Source organism: Vibrio sp. 1S139, from assembly GCF_041439475.1.
Taxonomy (GTDB): domain Bacteria; phylum Pseudomonadota; class Gammaproteobacteria; order Enterobacterales; family Vibrionaceae; genus Vibrio; species Vibrio crassostreae_C.
This window is the reverse complement of sequence record NZ_JBGOOD010000013.1, coordinates 12,666-34,907: the sequence shown is the minus strand read 5'-3', so window position 1 is coordinate 34,907 and position 22,242 is coordinate 12,666. Positions and strand designations below refer to the sequence as shown.

18 protein-coding genes and 2 pseudogenes are annotated in these 22,242 nt (G+C 45.1%); 9 read left to right on the top strand and 11 right to left on the bottom strand.

Annotated elements, in window-relative coordinates; translation table 11 throughout:
- Positions 1 to 256 precede the first annotated feature (256 nt).
- Both speB and speA read right to left on the bottom strand, forming a co-directional pair.
- A complete protein-coding gene (gene speB / locus ACED46_RS06665; RefSeq protein ID WP_371721125.1) occupies positions 257 to 1,186 on the bottom strand; it encodes an agmatinase in 930 nt (309 codons plus the stop codon).
- On the bottom strand, positions 1,186 to 3,093 hold the full coding sequence (gene speA, locus ACED46_RS06660) for an arginine decarboxylase (protein ID WP_032500248.1): 1,908 nt from the start codon (positions 3,091 to 3,093) through the stop codon (positions 1,186 to 1,188). Before speA ends, speB begins: the two co-directional genes overlap by 1 nt.
- A 561-nt stretch (positions 3,094 to 3,654) precedes the next feature.
- Between speA and ACED46_RS06655 the strand changes: the two genes are divergently transcribed.
- From ACED46_RS06655 to ACED46_RS06640, 4 genes are all read left to right on the top strand, one after another.
- On the top strand, positions 3,655 to 5,091 hold the full coding sequence (locus ACED46_RS06655) for a coniferyl aldehyde dehydrogenase (protein WP_017070227.1): 1,437 nt from the start codon (positions 3,655 to 3,657) through the stop codon (positions 5,089 to 5,091).
- The gene (locus ACED46_RS06650; RefSeq protein ID WP_017066051.1) at positions 5,088 to 5,666 is read left to right on the top strand and encodes a TetR/AcrR family transcriptional regulator; all 579 of its coding nucleotides are present in this window, start codon (positions 5,088 to 5,090) and stop codon (positions 5,664 to 5,666) included. The genes ACED46_RS06655 and ACED46_RS06650 overlap by 4 nt, the downstream gene beginning before the upstream one ends.
- Before the next feature lie 537 nt (positions 5,667 to 6,203).
- Entirely contained in the window at positions 6,204 to 7,778 is a 1,575-nt protein-coding gene (locus ACED46_RS06645; protein WP_371721124.1) for an ABC-F family ATP-binding cassette domain-containing protein, read from the top strand.
- A 115-nt stretch (positions 7,779 to 7,893) separates the two neighbouring features.
- Positions 7,894 to 9,132, top strand: coding sequence for a leucine-rich repeat-containing protein kinase family protein (locus ACED46_RS06640; RefSeq protein ID WP_371721123.1), 1,239 nt, complete (start codon positions 7,894 to 7,896; stop codon positions 9,130 to 9,132).
- Between the two features lie 118 nt (positions 9,133 to 9,250).
- Here the strand turns inward: ACED46_RS06640 and ACED46_RS06635 are convergent, their stop codons facing one another.
- The 8 genes and pseudogenes from ACED46_RS06635 to thrS all read right to left on the bottom strand — a co-directional run bounded on the left by ACED46_RS06635 (position 9,251) and on the right by thrS (position 14,947).
- The gene (locus ACED46_RS06635; protein WP_371721134.1) at positions 9,251 to 10,093 is read right to left on the bottom strand and encodes an IS3 family transposase; all 843 of its coding nucleotides are present in this window, start codon (positions 10,091 to 10,093) and stop codon (positions 9,251 to 9,253) included.
- A complete protein-coding gene (locus ACED46_RS06630; RefSeq protein ID WP_029235845.1) occupies positions 10,090 to 10,599 on the bottom strand; it encodes a helix-turn-helix domain-containing protein in 510 nt (169 codons plus the stop codon). The genes ACED46_RS06635 and ACED46_RS06630 overlap by 4 nt, the downstream gene beginning before the upstream one ends.
- 114 nt (positions 10,600 to 10,713) lie before the next feature.
- Positions 10,714 to 11,162 (bottom strand): annotated as a pseudogene (locus ACED46_RS06625) (hypothetical protein).
- Positions 11,163 to 11,230: 68 nt separating this feature from the next.
- Positions 11,231 to 11,545, bottom strand: a complete 315-nt coding sequence (gene yqfB / locus ACED46_RS06620) for a N(4)-acetylcytidine aminohydrolase (protein ID WP_017063603.1) — start codon at positions 11,543 to 11,545, stop codon at positions 11,231 to 11,233.
- Positions 11,546 to 11,769: 224 nt separating this feature from the next.
- On the bottom strand, positions 11,770 to 12,123 hold the full coding sequence (rplT, locus tag ACED46_RS06615) for a 50S ribosomal protein L20 (RefSeq protein ID WP_004733517.1): 354 nt from the start codon (positions 12,121 to 12,123) through the stop codon (positions 11,770 to 11,772).
- Between the two features lie 42 nt (positions 12,124 to 12,165).
- Positions 12,166 to 12,360, bottom strand: coding sequence for a 50S ribosomal protein L35 (gene rpmI, locus ACED46_RS06610; protein ID WP_004738430.1), 195 nt, complete (start codon positions 12,358 to 12,360; stop codon positions 12,166 to 12,168).
- A 104-nt stretch (positions 12,361 to 12,464) separates the two neighbouring features.
- A complete protein-coding gene (gene infC, locus ACED46_RS06605) occupies positions 12,465 to 13,016 on the bottom strand; it encodes a translation initiation factor IF-3 (RefSeq protein WP_076654893.1) in 552 nt (183 codons plus the stop codon).
- 2 nt (positions 13,017 to 13,018) lie between these two features.
- Entirely contained in the window at positions 13,019 to 14,947 is a 1,929-nt protein-coding gene (gene thrS, locus ACED46_RS06600; RefSeq protein ID WP_017059786.1) for a threonine--tRNA ligase, read from the bottom strand.
- Between the two features lie 462 nt (positions 14,948 to 15,409).
- Here thrS and ACED46_RS06595 point away from each other — a divergent pair.
- Positions 15,410 to 16,332 (top strand): annotated as a pseudogene (locus ACED46_RS06595) (DUF3187 family protein).
- A 118-nt stretch (positions 16,333 to 16,450) separates the two neighbouring features.
- Here the strand turns inward: ACED46_RS06595 and ACED46_RS06590 are convergent.
- A complete protein-coding gene (locus tag ACED46_RS06590) occupies positions 16,451 to 17,194 on the bottom strand; it encodes a sporulation protein (protein ID WP_017059779.1) in 744 nt (247 codons plus the stop codon).
- 181 nt (positions 17,195 to 17,375) lie between these two features.
- Here ACED46_RS06590 and hutC point away from each other — a divergent pair, with 181 nt between their 5' ends.
- The 4 genes from hutC to hutU all read left to right on the top strand — a co-directional run bounded on the left by hutC (position 17,376) and on the right by hutU (position 22,235).
- A complete protein-coding gene (gene hutC / locus ACED46_RS06585) occupies positions 17,376 to 18,089 on the top strand; it encodes a histidine utilization repressor (RefSeq protein ID WP_102501283.1) in 714 nt (237 codons plus the stop codon).
- Between the two features lie 113 nt (positions 18,090 to 18,202).
- Positions 18,203 to 19,453, top strand: a complete 1,251-nt coding sequence (gene hutI / locus ACED46_RS06580) for an imidazolonepropionase (protein WP_371721122.1) — start codon at positions 18,203 to 18,205, stop codon at positions 19,451 to 19,453.
- Positions 19,440 to 20,468, top strand: a complete 1,029-nt coding sequence (gene hutG / locus ACED46_RS06575; RefSeq protein WP_102393420.1) for a formimidoylglutamase — start codon at positions 19,440 to 19,442, stop codon at positions 20,466 to 20,468. Before hutI ends, hutG begins: the two co-directional genes overlap by 14 nt.
- 72 nt (positions 20,469 to 20,540) lie before the next feature.
- A complete protein-coding gene (hutU, locus tag ACED46_RS06570) occupies positions 20,541 to 22,235 on the top strand; it encodes a urocanate hydratase (protein ID WP_371721121.1) in 1,695 nt (564 codons plus the stop codon).
- Positions 22,236 to 22,242: the final 7 nt, after the last annotated feature.

The window sequence follows — 22,242 nt, the reverse complement described above, 5'->3', positions numbered from 1 at the left end:
GTATCAACAACTAAACAACAGCTATTCCCACCTTTGAGACAACACGCAGGTTATCGCCCCAAGTAGACCGCCAAAATACAATAAAATAAGTTGCATAATGGATATTTGGCACAAGATTAGCCAACCTCTACCGAAAAGCTTGTCACCTTTGCGATAGCTCCGTCAGTCATGCCGCAGGGAAAACAAAAAAGCCCACCAAGTAAAACCTAGTGGGCTTTAAATCAGATAGCAACGCTACGCTTATAACAACGACATTTTATGATTTAGCTAGGCGGTTCGCCGTCCAAACGTAAAGTAGCTCGAGAGCAATCGTCGCACCAGCCAATGCTGTAATCTCGCTTTGGTCATACGCTGGAGAAACTTCTACAACGTCCATACCAACCATGTTGATGCCCTGCAAACCACGGATAATTTTCAGAACTTTATCTGAATTCAAACCGCCGCATACCGGAGTACCTGTACCCGGAGCAAAAGCAGGATCCAGACAATCGATATCAAACGTTAAGTACACAGGCCTATTACCAACAATACCTTTCACTTGAGCAATGATCTCGTCCACGCTCATGTCGTTCGCTTGCATCGCATTAATGACATTGAAGCCGTGACCTTCCTGTTTATACTCAGTGCGAATTCCAATTTGCACTGAATGTTCAGGCGAAATTAAACCTTCATTTGGCGCATGGTAGAACATAGTACCGTGATCGTAACGACTACCCTGACTGTAAGTGTCAGTGTGCGCGTCGAAGTGAATCAGAGCCATTTCACCGTACTTCTTGCCATATGCTCTTAACAAAGGCAGTGTAATGAAGTGATCGCCACCTAAACCTAACAGAGTTTTACCACTGTTTAGAATCGCATCAGCAGCTGCTTCTAAACGTTGAGTTAGGTCTTCTGCATCACCGCAATCAAACACAAGGTCGCCAGCATCAATGACCGAGGTGTGTTCAAATACATTGAAGTCCCAAGGGAATTTTTTACCTTCCCACGCTAAGTTAACTGACGCACGACGAATCGCATCAGGTCCCATACGTGCACCCGGACGACCCGACGTCGCCATATCTAACGGCGCGCCCAAAACAACCACGTCAGCGTCGTTATCGATTGGGTTCTGCACCAATGGACGACGCATAAACGTCATCGCATTGGAGTACAACGAGTAATCTGGTTTCGTAAATAGATCGTTCATTAAAAATCCTCAAGATAGGTGTAACCCATCAAGCCTTGCTCTAACTCTTCAAGTACGCTTTGCTGCTCTTGCGCTGGTACTTTCGCCGTTACCAATTCTTTGTAGTTCTGACGAATTAGGTCCATATCGATATGAACATAACGCATCATGTCTTCAACCGTGTCGCCTTCGTTGATGTAGTCAATGTTCGCTTCTCCGCTCTCATCAACGTTCACCACCACACTGTGCGTATCACCAAATAGGTTATGCATATCACCCAAGATCTCTTGGTATGCGCCTACTAAGAAGAAGCCCATCAGGTAAGGTTCGTCTGGATTCCATGCTGGAACTGGCAACGTTGTTTCAATGCCCTGGCCGTCAACATACTGATCGATCGTACCGTCAGAATCACATGTGATATCCAGTACTACCGCGCGTCGCTCGTCCGCATTGTCCAAACCACTTAGAGGCAATACAGGGAACACCTGATCGATACCCCAAGCATCTGGCAACGATTGGAACAAAGAGAAGTTCACGAAAAACTTATCAGCCAAACGCTCACTCAACTCATCCAAGATTGGACGGTGGTAGCGGTTCTTAGTACTCATACGAGAGCTAAGTTCATAGTTAATACGCAAAGACATCTGTTCTGCCCAAGCACGGTGCTGAAGGTTCAGCATGCCTGTCGCAAATTGGTTGTGTGCTTCTGCGATATCACTTTGCGTGTCGTTGTAGATCTCAATCAGCGCGCGGTCATCATTACCTGCATCTAACTCCAAGAAGTTCTTCCACATGTTGTTTAGCAACAGTGGTGCGTCTGCTTCTGGCGCAGCCATATCTTCCGGTGAGTAGCTTTCAGTACCAATCACGTTGGTGATCAACACAGCATGGTGCGCAGTCAGTGAGCGACCAGACTCCGAAATAATCACAGGTTGTGGCTGATTGTAGAGTTTACAAATATCCCCTACTGTCATCACGATGTTACGAGCGTACTCAAGCAAGCCGTAATTCATTGAGTTTGAAGATTGGCTACGCGTGCCGTCGTAATCGACTGCCAAGCCACCACCAACATCTAAGAACTTCAGTTGAGCGCCAATATCACGCAGTTCACAGTAGAAACGAGCCGCTTCACTCACGCCATTTCGCACGTCACGAATGTTTGCCATTTGTGAACCTAGGTGGAAGTGCACGAGTTCAAGTACATCCAGCTGGTCTTCGGCTTTCAAGCGTTCGATAACAGTAAGCACTTGTGATGCAGACAAACCGAATTTCGACTTCTCACCACCACTTGCTTGCCATTTACCTGCACCTTGAGAAGCAAGACGAATACGTAAACCCAAACGAGGTTTTACGCCAAGTGCTTTCGCTTCAGAAAGAACAAGATCAAGCTCAGACAGCTTCTCTAGAACGATAAAAACCTTGTGCCCTAGTTTCTCGCCAATCAGTGCAAGGCGGATGTATTCTCTGTCTTTGTAACCGTTACACACGATCACAGAGCTCGCTTTTTGAGCCAACGCCAGTACCGCTAATAGTTCAGGTTTGCTGCCCGCCTCTAGTCCTAGCTGCTTTTGCTCTAATTGAGCTTGGCTCGCTAAGATCTCATCAACCACTTCTTTTTGTTGGTTAACTTTAATCGGATAAACAAGTAGGTAACGATTGTCGTACTGATATTCGTCGATCGCTTGGTTAAATGCGTTACAGATATTGTGCACACGTTGATGCACTATTTGAGGAAAACGCACAAGAGCAGGTAAACCAATATTTCTTTGCTCTAACTGTTTTACGATCTTACTTAGTGGGACTTGATGATCCGTCTCGCTCGGTGAAACATACACCTCACCGTTATCATCAATTCCATAAAAACCTTGGCTCCAGTGCTTTACATTATACTCAGCACGGATGCGTTCCAAATTAACCGAATTTTCCAATTCTAGAGACCTCACACTATAGGGCCATCGACAGAAGATACCTCTTTGGAATAGCGAGGTATAACCCAACAAAAAGCGTTCAAAAACGATTTGTTGGCTGCATTAACCGATATTATTAAGAGCGAGTCCAACCATTGATATTTGTGGTGACGATTACGTTTTTTTATCGACAGATCGACTTAAAATGACAGGTAAGGAATTACAAGGTTTTAGGGTAAAAAACAGGCTGAAGCGCATTAAATATAAAGCAATTTCTCACATTAAATTAGGGAGAAAAAATGTGCAGAAACCAAAAGATTTTTAGTAAATTGAGTGAGGTTAAGTCAGAGTTGTGACAAATATAAGCACTTCACAATCTGAACTCTCGCTATCACCAACACAGCTTGTGTCCCGCGATTCGATGCCGATAAACACTTCATTCTTCCTACTAGAACTCGCTCACTTCAATGTTGTAACCGCTCAATTTTTGAACTTTTCTCGCGCATATCTTGTATTCGGTTCAATCTTCTTGTAATTTTAACTGACCAACCAATCGGTCAGCCTTCGAATTTAGGGGATACTATGAGCCATAATCTAGACCTTGAACCAAACACGTCGAGCACCAACGACATGGATCAAATATTCAACCGACAACAAGATCACTACCGTAACAACGTTAATCCAACACTTGATCAGAGACGAAATGATCTCTCAGTCTTGAAAAAGCTATTAATGCGCTACCAAGAGCAGTTAATTGAAGCGGTATCAGAAGATTATGGCCATCGAGCAGAGCACGACAGCTTAATTGCTGACATCACCCCTTCCCTACACCAGATCAATTACAGTGATAAAAACCTGAAGAAGTGGTTGAAGCCTTCACGTCGAAAAGCCGGCTTGATGCTAACACCAGCCAAGATTACTGTGCATTATCAGCCAGTAGGTGTGGTTGGTATCATCGTGCCTTGGAACTTCCCAGTCATGCTCTCTTTAGGCCCTCTGATCACAGCGTTAGCAGCGGGCAACACGGCGATGCTCAAGATGTCGGAGTTTACTCCAGCGACCAACCGAGTTTTAAAAGCGATGTTGGCCGAAGGCTTTAGTGAAGATCAGGTTGCGATTATCGAAGGCGAAGCTGACGTTTCCGCTAAATTTAGCCAACTGCCGTTTGACCATATCCTTTTCACAGGCTCAACCGCTGTGGGTAAACACGTTATGAGAGCAGCGGCTAACAACTTAACACCAGTTACCTTGGAATTAGGCGGCAAATCTCCAACCATCATTGCCCCTGACTTTGATGTGGCTGACGCTGTTGAACGTATCTTGTTTGCCAAGAGTCTAAACGCTGGCCAGATATGTGTAGCGCCTGATTACATCTTATTGCCGCGAGAAAAATCAGACGAGTTCATCACAGCCTATAAGCGTTATTTCAAGAAGCTTTATAAAGCCGGTATTGAGAGCAAAGACTTAACCTCAGTGATCAACATGCGCCAATACAATCGCTTGAAAGGTGTCATTGAAGACGCACAAGCCAAAGGCGCGGTTATTCACACGGTAACCGAACAAGCACAAGACGATGTAAACCACAGAATGACGCCGCACCTTCTCACCGAAGTGAACGATGAGATGCTCGCGATGCAAGAAGAGCTGTTTGGTCCTGTTTTGCCTATCGTGCCTTATGATTCCATCGAAGAAGCAATCAATTACATCACAGAGAGAGAACGCCCACTGGCTCTGTACCTAATGAGCCATAATAAAGAAACCCAAGACAAGCTTTTATCAGACACGCACTCTGGCGGCGTGTGTATTAATGATTCTTTGGTGCATGTGGCTGCAGAAGACGCACCATTCGGTGGCATCGGCCCTTCAGGCATGGGACACTATCACGGCATTGAGGGCTTCAAGACCCTTAGCCATGCCAAAACCGTTCTAAGTAGAGGAAAAATCAACTTCACCAAGTTAATGCATCCTCCTTACAACAACCCAATCAAGAAACTGATGTTCAAAGTACTCAATAGATGATCACCAAAAGACAAAAAATCCTAGATGCTGCACTCCTGCTCTTCTCTCAACAAGGGCTAGAGGGCACATCTACCGGACAAATAGCGAAAACAGCCGGCGTGGCAAAAGCGACGTTGTTCCACCACTTCGAGAATAAATCTCTATTGATTGATGAACTGTTTCGCGAGCTGAAGCTAGAGCTATTCTCGACCCTTCAACCGCACACTGATGTGGCTGTAGAAGATCGCTACCAAACCTTTAAGTTCATGTGGATCACAGGAATTGAGTGGGCATTAGAGAATCCGGTTGCGATGAAGTTCTTCACCAATGTTCATTTCGACCCAACGACTCAAACTCGAGAAGTGATTGTTTCACAGATGTTCGCATCGCTAGACGAGATCATTTTGAAAGGGCAACAAGATGGTGAATTGATGGTGTTGGACATTAACCTTGTTAGACACTTCATTCATAGCCACTTTCTGATTTGTGCAAACTGGCTGATTGAACAAAGCGAGTCTCCACCAGAGCAAACATCGAAGTACATCAACGATAGCTTTGATATGTGTTGGCGCGCCGTTGGTGGGCAAACCAAGTAGCTTTAGCTTTAAGCCCAAGGCTCTAAGCTCTAAGCTCTAAGCTCTAAGCTCTAAGCTCTAAACCCAAAGATATAAGTTCTAGACTCAACTGATTTCCAATAATGATCACTAAAGCGCCACAAAGGCGCTTTAATTATTTGAACACAATTTAATCACCTCAACATATTGACTCAGAGTACTTTCTTTCAGTACCATCCCACCATCATTTCAAAAGAGAATAACGCCATAATGAAGTACTAACATCCTGACATCCGATTTATTTTTATAAAAATCATTTGGACACTCGGGGTTAGTGGGCGTTACTTCATCATCTATTTTCGCGACAAATCAAGCTCTTAAAGATCCGTTTTTTGCCAAACAAACATCTTTAAGATCAGTACCTCAAAGACAGGAACCATCTCAATACCGCTTTCTCTCTTTCATTGGTCATCTATCTAAGTAACGCCTTTGGCGATCTGTTGTTAGCATCCAGCAGGAGCTTGCACAGAAAAGCGCCTCACCCCTTTTACTCGTTTACACGTAAAGGGAGGTATTTCTATGCCGACTATATTAGCCAATAATCTCTCATTCCAACTCGATACTGGTGAGTGGTTATTCAAAAACATCACCTTTAATTTGAGCACTCGCCTCACAGGCCTAGTCGGAAGAAATGGGGCTGGAAAGTCATTGTTACTTTCGTTGCTCGTTGGACAAAAACAGCCCACAACGGGCAGTGTTTCGCGCCAAGGTTCAATCGGCTTTTACTCTCAGTTACCATCAACGCTACTGGATACCAACATCACCATCGCTGACTTCTTAGGACTCACCGAAAAGTTAGAAGCGTTAAGCGCCATAGAACAAGGTAGCTGTGAACTGCAGCACTTCAATATCGTTGGCGATGATTGGGATTTAGAGGCGCGTACCCAGCAGTTGCTAGGTACATTAAAGATCACTCGTGATTTGAACACACTTTGTTGCTCTTTGAGTGGTGGGCAACTCGCCCTGTTACAGCTTCATCAGCTATTCGTATCAAATAACGACATACTGATCCTCGATGAGCCTTCGAACCATTTGGATAACGACGGACGCAATTGGCTACTAGAACAATGCCAGTTGTTTGAAGGTAAGGTACTTGTCGTCAGCCATGATCGAAGCTTATTGAGACAAATGGAAGGTATCTACCATCTCAACAGTTTGGGGTTACGTTTCTATAAAGGAAACTACGATGACTACTTCAAACAAATGTCGAATCAGGCCGATGCACTAGATAAACAGATTGCACATCACCAATCCGAAAAGAAACGACTGGAGCGCCAAGCTCAAGCTAATAAGGAAAAAGCACAGCAACGTGAGTCTCAAGGTAATCGACTCAGAAAGTCCGGTAGCCAACCCAAGATATTATTGGATGCGATGAAAGATAAAGCAGGGCGAACGCAAGGAGCATCAGCCACTAGTCAAAAGAACTTAAAGGACCAAAACCAACATAAGCTTCAATCTCTTAAAGAACAAAAGGAACAACTAAAACCACAGGCCTTGTATCTACAGCAGAGTAATAGCAAGAAAAAGAACTCGCTATTAACCGTTGAAGATTGCCATCTGAGTTTTGGTTCTGACGCTCGTATCAACTTTTCTATGTCGCAAGGTGAACGGTGTTATCTCACTGGTGCAAACAGCTGCGGAAAGTCGACGCTGTTAAAGGCCATTCATGGGCAACACTCGAACTATACAGGTTCCATTAAACGCTTAGGGTCCACAGTATACTTGGATCAACACTTTGGACTATTAGACACCAACGACACAATGTTCGATAGCCTGGTGACACATAGCGGCAGCATGACAGAAAGTGACGCACGAACCTTGTTAGCTGGTATTGGATTCAGACGAGACTCCGTCTACCGCAAAATAGCTCACCTAAGCGGTGGAGAGAAAATGAAACTGGCGATGTTGATCGTCAGCCATAAACAGGATTCGCCATTACTGCTGCTAGATGAACCAGACAATCACCTAGACATCGACTCGAAGCAAATATTGGCTTCGGCTCTGCGTGAATACCAAGGCGCATTCATCTTGGTCAGTCATGATAGCGATTTGGTTGAGGAGGTCGGCGTTAGCCAAAACCATATCCAGCTTTAACCTTCGTAAATTCGTTCACTTAGTTTAGTTAAGCGAGTATTCTTCCGGATACTCGCCTTTCTTGATTGAGACAAGTAAACTACGCGCCTCGAACATCTATTCATAAGGCTAAGGTTTGCATACTCTAGAACAATTAAAATCAGGGCAACTTAAAGGTATTAAGCGCTTAAAACTGTCGGAAAGTCTCACCGAGTTTCCTCTAGAAATCATAGAGCTTGCAGATTCTCTTGAGATCCTAGACCTTTCAGGTAATCAGCTGTCAGACCTACCAGCCGAGTTATCAAAGCTAACTAACCTGCGTATTATCTTCGCGTCGAATAACCTGTTTACGCACCTGCCTGATGTTCTGGGGTCACTTCCTAAGCTTGAAATGGTTGGCTTCAAAACCAATCAAATCAAAACCGTTAGCGAGCAATCTCTGCCTACTCAACTGCGTTGGTTGATCCTGACCGACAATGAAATTGAGATTCTGCCAAGCTCACTAGGTGAAAGACCACGACTACAGAAACTGGCATTGGCGGGTAACAAGATTCGCGTGTTACCAGAAAGCATGGAAAACCTATCAAGCCTTGAGCTAGTTCGCCTGTCTGCAAACCAGTTGACTGAATTCCCTGAGTTCCTTATCAAGCTACCAAAACTGGCTTGGCTAGCGTTTGCGGGTAACCCGTTTTGCAAACACCCTAGCAGCTTAGATAGCGTGCCTGCTGTAAGCTCGCAATGCTACTCACTGAATCAAGTACTTGGTCAGGGGGCATCTGGCGTAATTTCACATGCTAACTGGTTGAACGGCGATTTTGATTTCCCACAGGAAGTCGCTGTAAAAGTATTTAAAGGAGAAGTGACAAGCGACGGTTACCCACACGATGAACTCGAAGCGTGTCTGCAGGCTGGTCATCATAGCAACCTAGTAAAGTCTATCGCCCAAGTGGACGAGCAAGATTACCTTGCATTGGTGATGGAGCTTATCCCAAGCAACTATTACAACCTAGGTTTGCCCCCTACTCTTGAAAGCTGCACTCGTGATACCTTCAACGAAAGCTTCGAGCTTTCAATTGCTCAAATCAATAGCATTACAGAGCAGATGATTGATGTGTTTGAACACCTTCATGCCAACAAGGTCTGTCATGGTGATCTATACGCTCACAACACTTTGGTTAATGAACAAGGTCAGATGATCTTTGGCGACTTTGGAGCGGCAACTATCTACGGCTACCTAACTGAAGCACAGCAACAAGGCATTCGTCGTATCGAAGCTCGCGCATTAAAGTACTTTATTGAAGACCTACTGACGATTTGTGCAAAGCAAGATCAAGACAGCGAGCTTTATAGTCAACTAGCGAACTTCAAAGCTTAATGGCTTAATGGCTTAATGGCTTAATAGCTTAATAGCGCGTTGATTAGAAGTACTCGGTCGAATTGAAAACAACAAAGCCAACATCACTGAAGTGACCCCGTAAAGTTGGACATTTCTGTTAAGCGGCTTTCAAGGCCTGAGTTCGATATTCTATCGGAGTCAGGCCTTTTAGTTTCACTTTTATACGTTTGGTATTGTAGTACTCGATGTATTCTTTAATTTGCTCTATCAGAGCATCTGCATCTTCAAAGCTTTGGTTGTGATACATCTCTGTTTTGAGTAAAGCAAAAAAGTTTTCAGCAACCGCATTATCCAAGCAGTTACCTTTTCTCGACATGCTTTGCGTTAACCCACTCTCCGCTACCTTTTTCTGATACTGTCGATGGCGATATTGCCAACCTTGATCGCTGTGTATAATTGGCTTTGAGTTGGGTTTCAGCTTTGATATAGCCTCCGTCAGCATATCCGTGACAAGCGGCAAGCAGGCATTCTTGGCCACTCTATAAGCAACCACCTCCTGAGTAAACAAGTCGACAACGGGAGATAAGTATACTTTCTGTTCTTTGACTTTGAACTCCGTGACATCAGTTACCCACTTTTCATCGGGTTGAGTCGTACTAAAATCTCTTTCAAGAACGTTGGGAGCTGCTTTTCCTGACTCTCCTCGGTATGAACGATACTTTTTAATCCTGACCGTCGATTTAAGGTTGAGCTGAGCCATAAGTCTTTGAACCGTTTTATGATTAAGCACGAACCCCTGATTTTTTAGTTCCAAGTGAATACGGCGGTAGCCGTATCGCCCCTTATGTTCATGATAAATTGACTTTATCAACCGCTGCTCACGTTCGTAGCTATTTGGGCGCTTGCTCGTTTGAGCCTGATAATAAAAGACACTTTTTGCCAGCTGTAGAGTGTGCAGTAAGTGCTTTAACGGGTACTTGCCTTTAAGAGTTAGAGCTATGACCGCTTTTTCTTTGTTCGACGGTTTTTTTCCTGCTCCAACTCTTCCAACTTTTTTAGAACGGCATTCTCGGTTCGTAAGTAGACCAACTCCTCTTTTAGCTCCTCAAGCGTCATTTCATTATCAGGCTTAGTGGTACGTTGAGGTTGCTGTTTCATTGAGGGTCTTCCTTTCTGGCGCATTTCGAGCCCCTTGATACCGAGCTCATTAAATCGTTTGAGCCAGACAGAGAGTATTCCAGGGGATGAGAGGTTTAATACAGCGCTAGTGTGCGTGAGAGACCATTCATTCGTCCACATTAAATTCAATGCTTTTCGTTTTGTTTGAGCAGTCGCGGCATGCTTAGTTGGTAAAAATGAATCAGTACCATGGATGGCAAAGACTTGAGTCCAATACCGTATCTGCCTTGAAGAAATTGAATATTGTTTTGCTAAGTAGAGAGATGACGTGCCATCTAAGTATTGCTTAGCAATGATACATTTTAGCTCTCGGCTATATTTGGACATAAAAAGACCCCTAATAATTGGTGTCCAACTATTGGGGGTCAGTTCACACTGTTGGCTTTGTTGTTCTTGGAATATCACTAATTTTAATGGACAAGCAAGGTTGGCTAAAAGGGATTAACGCTCAGCCTGCACCAATTTCAGATACGAGTGCAGCTCACCATTTTTATATTCCACTGCAGAGTGAATATTAAGATCAGCACGAGCCACAACAGCAAACTGGTAGCGGTTCTCACCCTTCAGAATCTCGACGTGTAACAAACCATCTTTTAGTTGCCACTGCCCTGTTGTTTCAAATCGGTCGAACAAACGATATTCAATCAAAGAACCGTCAGCATTGAAGTGCACTTCAGTGATGTAACCGCCGGGACAGCTCTTCACCCAAACTCGATTCTCGATATCACTGACAATGAAGTCACGCTTGGTATCACGCCACGCTAGAAAGCCTTCGCTATCATAAAGAGCAATGTTGAGATCAGTTCTAGAAATTAACGGCTGCTCAGTTTGCTCACGACATAAAGTTGGAGCAAAATTTTCTGAACTGTTTCATTCTGTAATTCATTCATTGTGACTTCTCTTTCTCATTGCTCTGCGTTAGACGCGGTATTGATCAACCAATTCTATTTAAAGCGGGCTACACAAGCTCGTAAGAAACCACATACAGCTGAGAGATACCTGGATAGATATCTTGAATCACGTCTTTCAGTACTTGCAGCGTCATGTTCTCTTGCTGAGCATGGAACTCACCTAAGTCATCAAACAAAATTGGCTCAACGCTGATGATCTTAAGATTACAGAACACACGGTCTTGCTCTAGCGTCGATACTTCCACAACACTGCCTGGCTGGTAGTCTCGCTCAGATTCATCACGAATAGTAATCGTCTTCTTGCCAGATAGGATGTCAGTTTCAAAACGTTCGAAGAACGTCATAGTGGTCGGTGCGGTCATTTATTTCGGTCGCTTTACATTTAAAGGTTAGGTAAATGTTTATATACCAGAATGCGTGTTCAAGCGAATAAAAATTAGGTGCGGGATGCGAGATGCGAGATGCGAGATGCGAGATGCGAGATGCGAGATGCGAGATGCGAGAGAGTATGGCAAAGCCAAATTACAGGCAATAAAAAAGGAGAACCGAAGTTCTCCTTTTCTTAAACCTTTAAGCTAACTCTAAATTATAGAGATGCTTTCGCTTTTTCAACTAGAACAGCAAATGCTGCTTTGTCGAATACTGCGATGTCAGCAAGAATCTTACGGTCGATCTCGATAGATGCTTTCTTTAGGCCATTGATGAAACGGCTGTAAGATAGACCATTTTGACGAGATGCCGCGTTGATACGTGCAATCCAAAGTTGACGGAATTGACGTTTCTTGTTGCGACGGTCACGGTAAGCGTATTGACCAGCTTTGGTAACTGCTTGGAAAGCTACGCGGTAAACACGTGAACGTGCTCCGTAGTAACCTTTAGCTTGTTTTAGAACTTTCTTATGACGTGCACGAGCTTGTACACCACGTTTTACGCGAGGCATTATGCTTCTCCTAAACTAAACGAATTTATAAACTAAAAAGAATTAAGCGTATGGCATCATACGTAGAACTTGAGCAACTTCACATTTAGGAAGGATCGAGTTCGGACGTAGCTGACGCTTGTTCTTAGTAGTACGCTTAGTCAGGATGTGACGTTTACCAGCGTGCTTAAACTTAATACCACCAGCAGTTTTCTGGAAACGCTTAGCAGCACCTTTGTTGGTTTTCATCTTAGGCATGATGAATAACTCCGCATTGTTGAGTTGTTAATAACATAGTAATTAGGGCGAATAAAACCCCGCAACCTGAGGCTGCAGGGTTCAATTACTTGCAAAGCCGTTAATTACTTCTTTTTAGGGGCCAACACCATGATCATCTGGCGACCTTCAATTCTCGTTGGGAAAGATTCGACTACTGCAAATTCTTCAGTATCCGCTTTCAAACGATTAAGAACGTCAACACCGATTTCTTGGTGAGCCATTTCGCGGCCACGGAAGCGAATTGTTACCTTCACTTTGTTGCCGTCTTCTAGGAAACCAGTCAGGTTGCGTAGTTTTACCTGATAGTCTCCAATATCAGTTCCAGGTCGGAATTTAATTTCCTTGATCTGAACCTGCTTTTGCTTCTTCTTCTGCTCTTTCGCAGCTTTGCTCTTCTCGAAGAGGAACTTACCGTAGTCCATCACACGACAAACTGGCGGCTCGGCGTTAGGGCTGATCTCTACAAGATCCATACCAGCTTCATTTGCAGCTTCCATCGCTTCAGCGATTGATACTACACCAACAGCTTCGCCGTCTGCGCCAGTTAGACGCACTTCACGAACGCCACGAATGTCACCGTTTAAACGGTGCTGGTTTTGTTTGGCCGGTTGTTGGCCACGTCTTCCGCCTTTAATAGCTATTCCTCCAGATTGAGCTTACGGCTTGAAACCTCGGCTTGGATGTATGAAATAAAGTCATCCACTTTAAATTTGCCAAGGTCCTTACCTTTACGTGTACGTACTGCAATTTCGCCGGCTTCCATTTCTTGGTCACCACACACAAGCATGAACGGTACACGTTTCAAAGTATGTTCGCGGATTTTAAAGCCAATCTTCTCATTTCTCAAGTCTGCTTTGACTCTAAATCCACTTTTTTGCAGTTTTTTCGTAATTTCTTGTACATATTCAGACTGTTTGTCTGTAATGCCCATTACAACTGCTTGTTCTGGCGCCAACCACGTTGGGAAGAAGCCAGCGTATTCTTCAATAAGAATACCAATGAAGCGTTCTAGTGAACCTAAAATCGCGCGGTGGATCATAACTGGCGTGTGACGCTCGTTATCTTCACCTACGTAAGTAGCACCTAAACGTTCTGGTAATGCAAAATCGAGCTGCACTGTACCACATTGCCAAGCGCGGTCCAAACAATCATGCAAAGTAAATTCAATCTTAGGTCCGTAGAACGCACCCTCGCCTTCTTGAATCTCGTATGCAATGTCCATTGCCTCTAGCGCTTGCTTAAGGTCAGCCTCTGCACGGTCCCACATTTCGTCTGAACCTACACGCTGTTCTGGACGAGTAGATAGCTTAACAACGATGCTTTCGAAGCCGAAAGTTGTGTAAGTATCGTAAACCATTTCAATACAAGCTTTAACTTCTTGTTGAACTTGGTCTTCAGTACAGAATACGTGAGCATCATCTTGAGTGAAGCCACGAACACGCATAATGCCGTGAAGTGCGCCAGACGGCTCGTTACGGTGACATGAGCCGAACTCAGCCATACGTAGCGGTAGATCACGGTAAGATTTCAAACCTTGGTTGAAGATTTGAACGTGACCAGGACAGTTCATTGGCTTGATAGCGTATTCACGGTTCTCTGAAGAAGTAGTGAACATCGCTTCAGCGTACTTATCCCAGTGACCAGAGCGTTCCCAAAGAACACGGTCCATCATTAATGGGCCTTTAACTTCTTGGTAATCGTACTCAGTCAGTTTTTGACGAATAAATACTTCTAGCTCACGGAAGATAGTCCAACCGTTGTGGTGCCAGAACACCATGCCTGGTGCTTCTTGCTGCATGTGGAATAGGTCAAGCGCTTTACCGATTTTACGGTGGTCACGTTTAGCCGCTTCTTCTAGGCGCACAAGGTGAGCTTTAAGTGCCTTCTTGTCGTGGAATGCAGTGCCGTAGATACGTTGAAGCATCTTGTTGTCACTGTTACCACGCCAGTATGCACCCGCTACGTTAAGTAGAGTGAAGTGCTGGCAGAAGCTCATGTTAGGCACGTGTGGACCACGACACATATCGATGTATTCTTCGTGATGGTACAGGCCTGGACGATCGTCTTTAGAAACGTTCTCGTCCAAGATTTCAATCTTGTAAGTCTCGCCGCGAGCTTCGAATGCGTCGCGCGCTTCCTGCCAGCTAACTTTCTTCTTAACAACCTGGTATTTGGTCTTCGCTAGCTCTTTCATGCGCTTTTCGATCTTTTCTAGATCGTCTTGCGTTAGAGAGTGCTCAAGATCGATATCGTAGTAGAAACCGTTATCGATAGTAGGACCGATCGCCATTTTCGCTTCTGGAAAAAGCTGCTTAACCGCGTGGCCTAAAAGGTGAGCACAAGAGTGACGAACGATCTCAAGGCCATCAACTTCATCTTTAGCTGTGATGATTTCTAGGCTTGCATCGTTTTCGATAAGATCACAAGCATCAACACGCTCGCCGTCTACACGACCAGCAATGGTAGCTTTCGCAAGACCAGGACCGATTGATAGGGCAACATCTAGAGTTGATACAGGGTTGTCAAATTGACGCTGACTACCGTCAGGAAGAGTAATAATTGGCATTATTTGTCCTTTACAGTGGTGTTGCACACCAAGCAACACATGAAAATGTTTAATATATGTCTTTCAATCAACGAGTACGCTGATTGGGGATATATGCATAATAAATATACCCACATAGAAGCAAATACAGATGCCACATCTGTGAGTAGCCGAACATTGTAACGAAATTATATGAAATGACAATGACAGAGCGGATTTGCAAGCTATCCAACGGCTTCGTTTGGTAAGGTAAACCATACTTGTGATGATTTACCTGCTCTTCTAATCCTCTTAATTACCCAGCTGTATCAACTTAACAACTGCACCCTACCTGTTCCGAGTTCGCTCATTCAACTTATCTCTTACAAACTAGTTATTTAGAACTAAGCTATATAGAAGCAACGGAATGCAGATGAGGTACATATGGAGAAACGGGCTACTTGTATATCGCTCATACGACCTTTACCGCTAGTAATAGCCGCCATGTTTTCTGCGCCAAACGCATGGGCCAACAAAGATTACGGCCCCTTAATCAGTTATACCCAAGCACCACTGCAGTCGGTTCGCCTCACCCCGTCGCTCCGTTCAGGCTTCCCTCTTGAAGAGAATAAGGTTGAAGTATTTACAGCCTTAACTGCTGCGAGTATCTGGGCTAACTCCCACGACTATCACTTAGACTATTATCAAAACCAACTTCAAACAGGCCTGCGATGGCAATTGACTACAGCGTGGCAAGTAGAGCTCAATTACCGCTGGTTATACGCCGCCAATAATCATCTCGACAAAATCACCATTAACTTTCACGACCTATTTAGCATCGACCAAGCAGGTCGAGATCAGAAAGAGAGACACCAATTCGACATCTATGCACCAGACCATGGCGTCAATAATCGAGACTTCTCCGGCGACACATTGACTAGCGCTTTCACGCTCTACACCCAATATCAGATCATAGATATAGAAAACCATGGCTTATCTTTTGGCGTCTCCCTTTATCATAACAAAGTCAGCCACGGTGCATTTAAGGGAAACAGCACCGAACAAAGCGCTCAACTCAATTATGCATACCAACTCGACATCAATACCTTCTATACAAGCTTAGGATTAGCGAATCAGTCCAGTAGAGAAGTGGAGAATAGCTTTTCACATAAAAAACGACATGGTCATGGATGGGAGGATATCAACTCACGCTATTTGAAAATCATGAGTTACACCTAGAGTATCGTTGGTATGAAGGCGCAGAAGACGGTGAAACTGAGTTTTCAGAAGCCGCGAATGAAATGATGTTTGGCTATCGCTATCTCATGCAACGCTCGGCAATTGAGATATCCATAATCGAGAACATTTTCAATATGGACAACTCCACCGATGTTGCTTTTCAATTGGCCTATCGGCACCAGTGGTAAACCCATTTCAGGACGGGGCAGATAGTAGAATCAAAAAAGCCGAATGGTTAAGTTCGGCTTGAAAAGTTGTATTGTCTCTATTAATTAATAGACAGAGCGACTGCTAACAGAGAGGGAACTACGCACTCATGATTCTTGATACAGCGTTGCGAATGTCTGAGTCGGCCGCATTAGCAGGTAAGCTGAATGAGATGTATTGGTCGCCGCGGAAGCTCATTGAGCGGTCGATTTCTGCTAGGCAGTGAACCATTGAACCTTCAACGATGAATGACAGCTCGATCTCTTTATTATTCATGAAGCCGCCGCTGCGAAACTCAATCTCTTGGTAACAGCCCGAACGAGAAGCAAAGCTGTTGCCTTTTAAGAAGCCCTTCTCTACGTCTGCTTTCACCATTGCCATACCTGATGCTTCCACGCCTCGGATGATTTTAGCCACTGTTGGCAATGGGTGTACGGAGATAAAGTCACGGTCTTTAGGGTCAATCGCGAAGCCTATATCTAGGTTGGTTTCAACCCACACATGGCATTGGTTCATTTGTGCGTTCAACGCGGTGACTGGCGTTTCATCATTTAACTTAAGACGGAATGGAACCAGTTTGGTTTCGTCCGGTTGGATAACGAAAGGCTCTACGGCTTGAATACGACCCAGTGAAAAGGTTTCGTAGCTGGTGCTATCTTCCGTTTCTACTTTTACTTCTGTGTTGAGAACCAAGTTGATCAGGTCGATTTGTTGCTCAACGTCACCACCAACAATGTGAACATTGCCAGACAACTCTCCACCTTGGAAAACTTCAATATTATCTAAGACAGTATCAACCTTTGCTGCACCGATGCCCAACGAGGCCTTCAATTTCTTAAACATATTATTTCCCTTTCTAATTATCTGATTTACGAATAGTTATTGCGTGACAATTTGCGACACTTGCCTCACAGAATCAAGCAATTTGCCCCATCTATGTTGAATAAGGTCACATTGCCCGAGGAAATGTTGAAATCGTGAAAAATTCCGTTACTCTATTTGTATAGTCAAATAAGGTTTCATTATGTCGAAAGCACCGCTCTACCTTCAGATAAAACAGTTCATAGATGACAAGATCAGCAGTGGTCATTGGCCGGTGGGTTACCAAATCACCACAGAACTCGAACTTACCGAGCAGTTCAATGTGAGTCGAATGACGGTCAATAAAGCCATTCGAGATCTTGTGTCTGAAGGCAAGCTCATCAGGAAACCAAGACTGGGGACTTTTGTTTGTGAACCCGACGAAAAAGCGCAATCTCCGTTGCTTGATATCAACAACATAGCGCAAGAGATCAAAGACCGAGGCCAAACGTATACTAGCCAAGTTATCAAGCACGATAGTATCAAGGCTGATGAAAGCACGGCTACACGGTTAGGTGTGATGATTAACGCAGAAGTGTTCTATAGTGAAATCATACACTTTGCGGACAACGCACCGATTCAATTGGAAGCGCGCTGGGTGAACTCGCAAGCCGCACCAAAATACCTAGAGCAAGACTTTTCAACCTCTACACCCAATGAATACCTTTCAAAAAGCTGCCCGTTGAGTGCAATCGAGCACACGGTTGAAGCCATTATTCCTGACTCTCAAATCAGAACGTCACTAAAGCTATCTGAATCAGAACCTTGCCTACTTTTGAATAGAAGAACATGGAGTAAAGAGCGCCTCATCAGCTTTGCATTGCTCTACCATCCTGGTTCTAAGTACAAATTAAGCTCCAAGATACTTCTAAATTAAAGAACATCATCCTGATCGCCGATCACATTTTTGCAACATCGACTTGATTCGGGTCAGCGTTTAGCCTATTTATTTGTATATACATTTAATGTTTAGCAAAGATCTAGGTGATTATGAATTTGATCCTCAAAAATGCACGAATGGTCTCCATGAGCTCGGGAGTCGACGGTTATCAGCCCTCTTCCCCTCAAGATATCGTTATCGAAAGCGGTAAAATCGTGTCCATCTCTTGTTCAAACCAAGGCGCACTTGCTTCTGAGTTAGAACAAGTACGTGTTGATGGTTCTTTGGATTACGTCACCTATGACTGCAAGAACAAGCTAGTGACACCCGGATTAATTGATTGCCACACTCACCTCGTATTTGCGGGTAATCGTGCCAATGAATTTGAGCAGCGTTTGAATGGTGTGTCTTACACCGACATCGCCAAGCAAGGCGGCGGCATTCTAGCGACAGTCACTGCAACACGCGCAGCGCAAGAGTCTGAGCTGGTTGAAATGGCATTACCGAGACTTGATGGCCTACTAAGAAGTGGCGTAACCAGCATCGAAGTAAAATCTGGCTATGGTTTAACACTTGATGATGAACTCAAAATGTTACGCGCAGCCAAAGCTTTAGAGAATCATCGCCGAATTAAGATCACCACTACTCTCCTTGCAGCGCATGCTGTGCCACCCGAATACAAAGAGCAACCGGACAGCTATATCGATCTGGTTTGCCAAGAGATCATTCCTAAAGCTGCAGAGCAAGGGCTCGCCGATGCAGTTGACGTGTTCTGCGAATCTATCGGCTTCAACCTAGAACAAACCGAACGTGTATTTGCAGCAGCCAAAGCACATGGCCTCGCGATTAAAGGCCACACTGAACAACTTTCGAATATGGGTGGCAGCGCGCTTGCAGCTAAATACGGCGCACTCTCTGTTGACCATGTTGAATACCTTGATGAAACCGGAGTAAAAGCACTGGCAGAATCAGGCACAGTTGCCACCTTGCTACCCGGTGCTTTCTACTTCCTGAAAGAGACTCAACAGCCACCTATTGCTTTACTTCGTGAACACAAAATCCCAATGGCGATCGCGACCGACCTAAACCCCGGCACATCTCCCTTTGCAGACTTAACGCTGATGATGAACATGAGCTGCACCCTGTTTGGTACGACGCCTGAAGAAGCGCTACGCGGTGTAACTTGTAACGCAGCGGCTGCCATTGGTAAGTCACAAACCAAAGGCAAAGTCGAAATCGGTTATGCCGCAGATTTGGCTATCTGGAACATCGACCACCCTGCAGATCTAAGCTATCAAGTCGGTGTTCCTCACCTGCATAAACGCATTGTTAATGGCGAGGTGTGTCATGACTCAATCTAAATCCAACGGTATCCAAGAGAACGCAACAACCGTGCATAACTTTGTGTGGACCGGACGTAATGATCTTGAAGATGGCGCACTCGGTACTCGCGTTCATCACATTACCAAGCAAGTGCAAAGTAGTGAGTTAAGTGACAAGCTGACTGACGGTGATATCGCCTTGGTAGGCTTTGCCAGCGATGCCGGTGTTGCAAGAAATAAAGGACGCGTGGGCGCGAAACAAGCACCTAACTTGATACGCCAAGCGTTGGCGAATATGGCTTGGCACAGTGACGCACACATCGCCGATCTTGGTGATATCGAGTGCAATGATGGTCAATTAGAAGTCAGCCAAAAACAGTGTGCTTCTGTGATTGCCAATGCCTTAGCAACCAACAAAGTGATTACCCTTGGCGGTGGTCACGAGGTGGCTTGGGCAACGTTCCAAGGTCTCGCTGAGCACCTAAATAAAATTCAATCAGAACACAATCCTAAGATCGGCATCGTTAATTTTGATGCTCACTTTGATCTTCGTGAATTTGAAAGCGACATCACCGATGTTAAACCGAGCTCCGGCACGCCTTTTAACCAGATCAGTGATTACTGCCACGCACATCAATGGCCGTTTCATTACGCTTGTCTTGGTGTGAGTGCCGCCAGCAATACCAAAGCGCTGTTTAACAAAGCTGACCAACTGGGCGTGTGGTATGAACACGACCGCAACATGACCCAAGTGAATCAAGTCGCTCAACTGATCAAGTTACAAAAATTCATCGTTGAGTGTGATTATCTCTATCTCACCATTGATCTCGATGTTTTCCCCGCAGCTACTGCGCCGGGCGTAAGTGCACCAGCGGCAAGAGGCGTGAGCTATGAAGCGCTTGCTCCTTTTCTAGAACAGATTTTCCAACACAGTGAAAAACTCATTATCGCGGACATAGCGGAATACAACCCAGACTACGACGTCGATGGCCAAACGGCTCGATTAGCGGCTCGTTTATGTTGGGATATTGCCAGTGCAATGGCCAGCGACTAATCCAGCTATACCGATAACTACAACTACAACTACAACTACAACGATATAACGTGAAACAGAAGGAATTCCAAAATGACGGAACACCACAACAGTGACCCTCGTCTCGACACGACTCGCGAAATTCGCGCACCTCACGGCACCACTTTGCGCGCTAAATCTTGGTTAACAGAAGCACCACTGCGTATGCTGATGAACAACCTAGACCCTGATGTGGCAGAACACCCACATGCACTGGTTGTGTATGGCGGTATTGGTCGCGCGGCACGTGATTGGAAATGTTATGACAAAATTGTTGAAGTATTAGAGCGTTTAGAGGACGACCAAACGTTACTTGTTCAATCCGGTAAACCTGTGGGCGTGTTCCCGACTCATAAAAACGCACCTCGCGTACTGATCGCTAACTCGAACCTTGTTCCACACTGGGCGAACTGGGAACACTTCAACGAGCTCGATAAAGAAGGCTTGATGATGTACGGCCAAATGACCGCGGGCAGCTGGATCTACATTGGTTCACAAGGCATCGTTCAAGGTACTTACGAAACCTTTGTCGCTATCGCGAAGAAGCACTTCCAAGGTGAAGCAAACGGCAAGTGGGTTCTAACGGGCGGTCTTGGTGGAATGGGCGGCGCTCAACCTCTTGCTGCAACGATGGCTGGCTTCTCAATGATCGCAGTGGAGTGTGATGAATCACGAATCGACTACCGCTTGCGTACTGGCTATGTAGACAAAAAAGCCACCAGCTTAGATGAAGCGATGGCAATGATTAAAGAGTCAGACACGCCAATCTCTGTTGGCTTATTAGGTAACGCCGCAGACGTCTTCCCAGAGTTAGTTGAACGCAATATCACACCTGATGTGGTGACTGACCAAACCTCTGCCCACGATCCTCTTAACGGCTACTTGCCGCAAGGTTGGACGATGGAGAAAGCCGCACAAGAGCGCTCCATTGATGAAGCAAAAGTGGTGAAAGCCGCTAAGCAATCTATGGCGATTCAAGTACAAGCGATGTTAGACCTGCAATACCGCGGCGCAGTGACCGTGGATTACGGTAATAACATTCGCCAAATGGCACTGGAAGAAGGCGTAGAAAACGCGTTTGATTTCCCAGGTTTCGTTCCGGCTTATATTCGACCTTTATTCTGCGAAGGTATTGGTCCTTTCCGTTGGGCGGCACTATCTGGTGACCCAGAAGACATCTACAAAACAGACCAAAAAGTAAAAGAACTGATTCCAGACAACCCACATCTACATAACTGGCTAGATATGGCGCGTGAACGCATTCAGTTCCAAGGCCTGCCAGCGCGTATTTGTTGGGTTGGCTTGAAAGATCGTGAACGCTTAGGCCAAGCATTCAATGAAATGGTGAAAAATGGCGAACTGAAAGCACCAGTTGTTATCGGTCGTGACCACCTAGATTCAGGTTCAGTAGCAAGCCCGAACCGCGAAACAGAAGGCATGATGGATGGATCAGATGCCGTATCAGATTGGCCTCTATTGAATGCCCTTCTGAACACAGCGGGCGGCGCAACTTGGGTTTCTTTGCACCACGGTGGTGGCGTTGGTATGGGCTTCTCGCAACACTCAGGCATGGTGATTTGTTGTGACGGCAGTGAAGATGCATCACAGCGTATTGCTCGCGTACTTCACAATGACCCAGCAACCGGCGTTATGCGTCATGCTGATGCAGGTTACGATATTGCCAAGCAATGTGCCAAAGAGCAGAAGCTTGATTTACCTATGCTAAACGAAGAACTTCGTCGCCTTTAATGTCTGG

Excerpts from the sequence above, each read along its gene's own strand:
- ACED46_RS06630 (WP_029235845.1), bottom strand. The coding sequence starts at position 10,599 with ATGTCCAAATATAGCCGAGAGCTAAAATGTATCATTGCTAAGCAATAC.
- hutG (WP_102393420.1), top strand. The coding sequence starts at position 19,440 with ATGACTCAATCTAAATCCAACGGTATCCAAGAGAACGCAACAACCGTG.
- ACED46_RS06590 (WP_017059779.1), bottom strand. The coding sequence starts at position 17,194 with ATGTTTAAGAAATTGAAGGCCTCGTTGGGCATCGGTGCAGCAAAGGTT.
- yqfB (WP_017063603.1), bottom strand. The coding sequence starts at position 11,545 with ATGACCGCACCGACCACTATGACGTTCTTCGAACGTTTTGAAACTGAC.
- thrS (WP_017059786.1), bottom strand. The coding sequence starts at position 14,947 with ATGCCAATTATTACTCTTCCTGACGGTAGTCAGCGTCAATTTGACAAC.
- rpmI (WP_004738430.1), bottom strand. The coding sequence starts at position 12,360 with ATGCCTAAGATGAAAACCAACAAAGGTGCTGCTAAGCGTTTCCAGAAA.
- ACED46_RS06645 (WP_371721124.1), top strand. The coding sequence starts at position 6,204 with ATGCCGACTATATTAGCCAATAATCTCTCATTCCAACTCGATACTGGT.
- rplT (WP_004733517.1), bottom strand. The coding sequence starts at position 12,123 with ATGCCTCGCGTAAAACGTGGTGTACAAGCTCGTGCACGTCATAAGAAA.
- hutC (WP_102501283.1), top strand. The coding sequence starts at position 17,376 with ATGTCGAAAGCACCGCTCTACCTTCAGATAAAACAGTTCATAGATGAC.
- hutI (WP_371721122.1), top strand. The coding sequence starts at position 18,203 with ATGAATTTGATCCTCAAAAATGCACGAATGGTCTCCATGAGCTCGGGA.
- ACED46_RS06655 (WP_017070227.1), top strand. The coding sequence starts at position 3,655 with ATGAGCCATAATCTAGACCTTGAACCAAACACGTCGAGCACCAACGAC.
- ACED46_RS06650 (WP_017066051.1), top strand. The coding sequence starts at position 5,088 with ATGATCACCAAAAGACAAAAAATCCTAGATGCTGCACTCCTGCTCTTC.
- speB (WP_371721125.1), bottom strand. The coding sequence starts at position 1,186 with ATGAACGATCTATTTACGAAACCAGATTACTCGTTGTACTCCAATGCG.
- hutU (WP_371721121.1), top strand. The coding sequence starts at position 20,541 with ATGACGGAACACCACAACAGTGACCCTCGTCTCGACACGACTCGCGAA.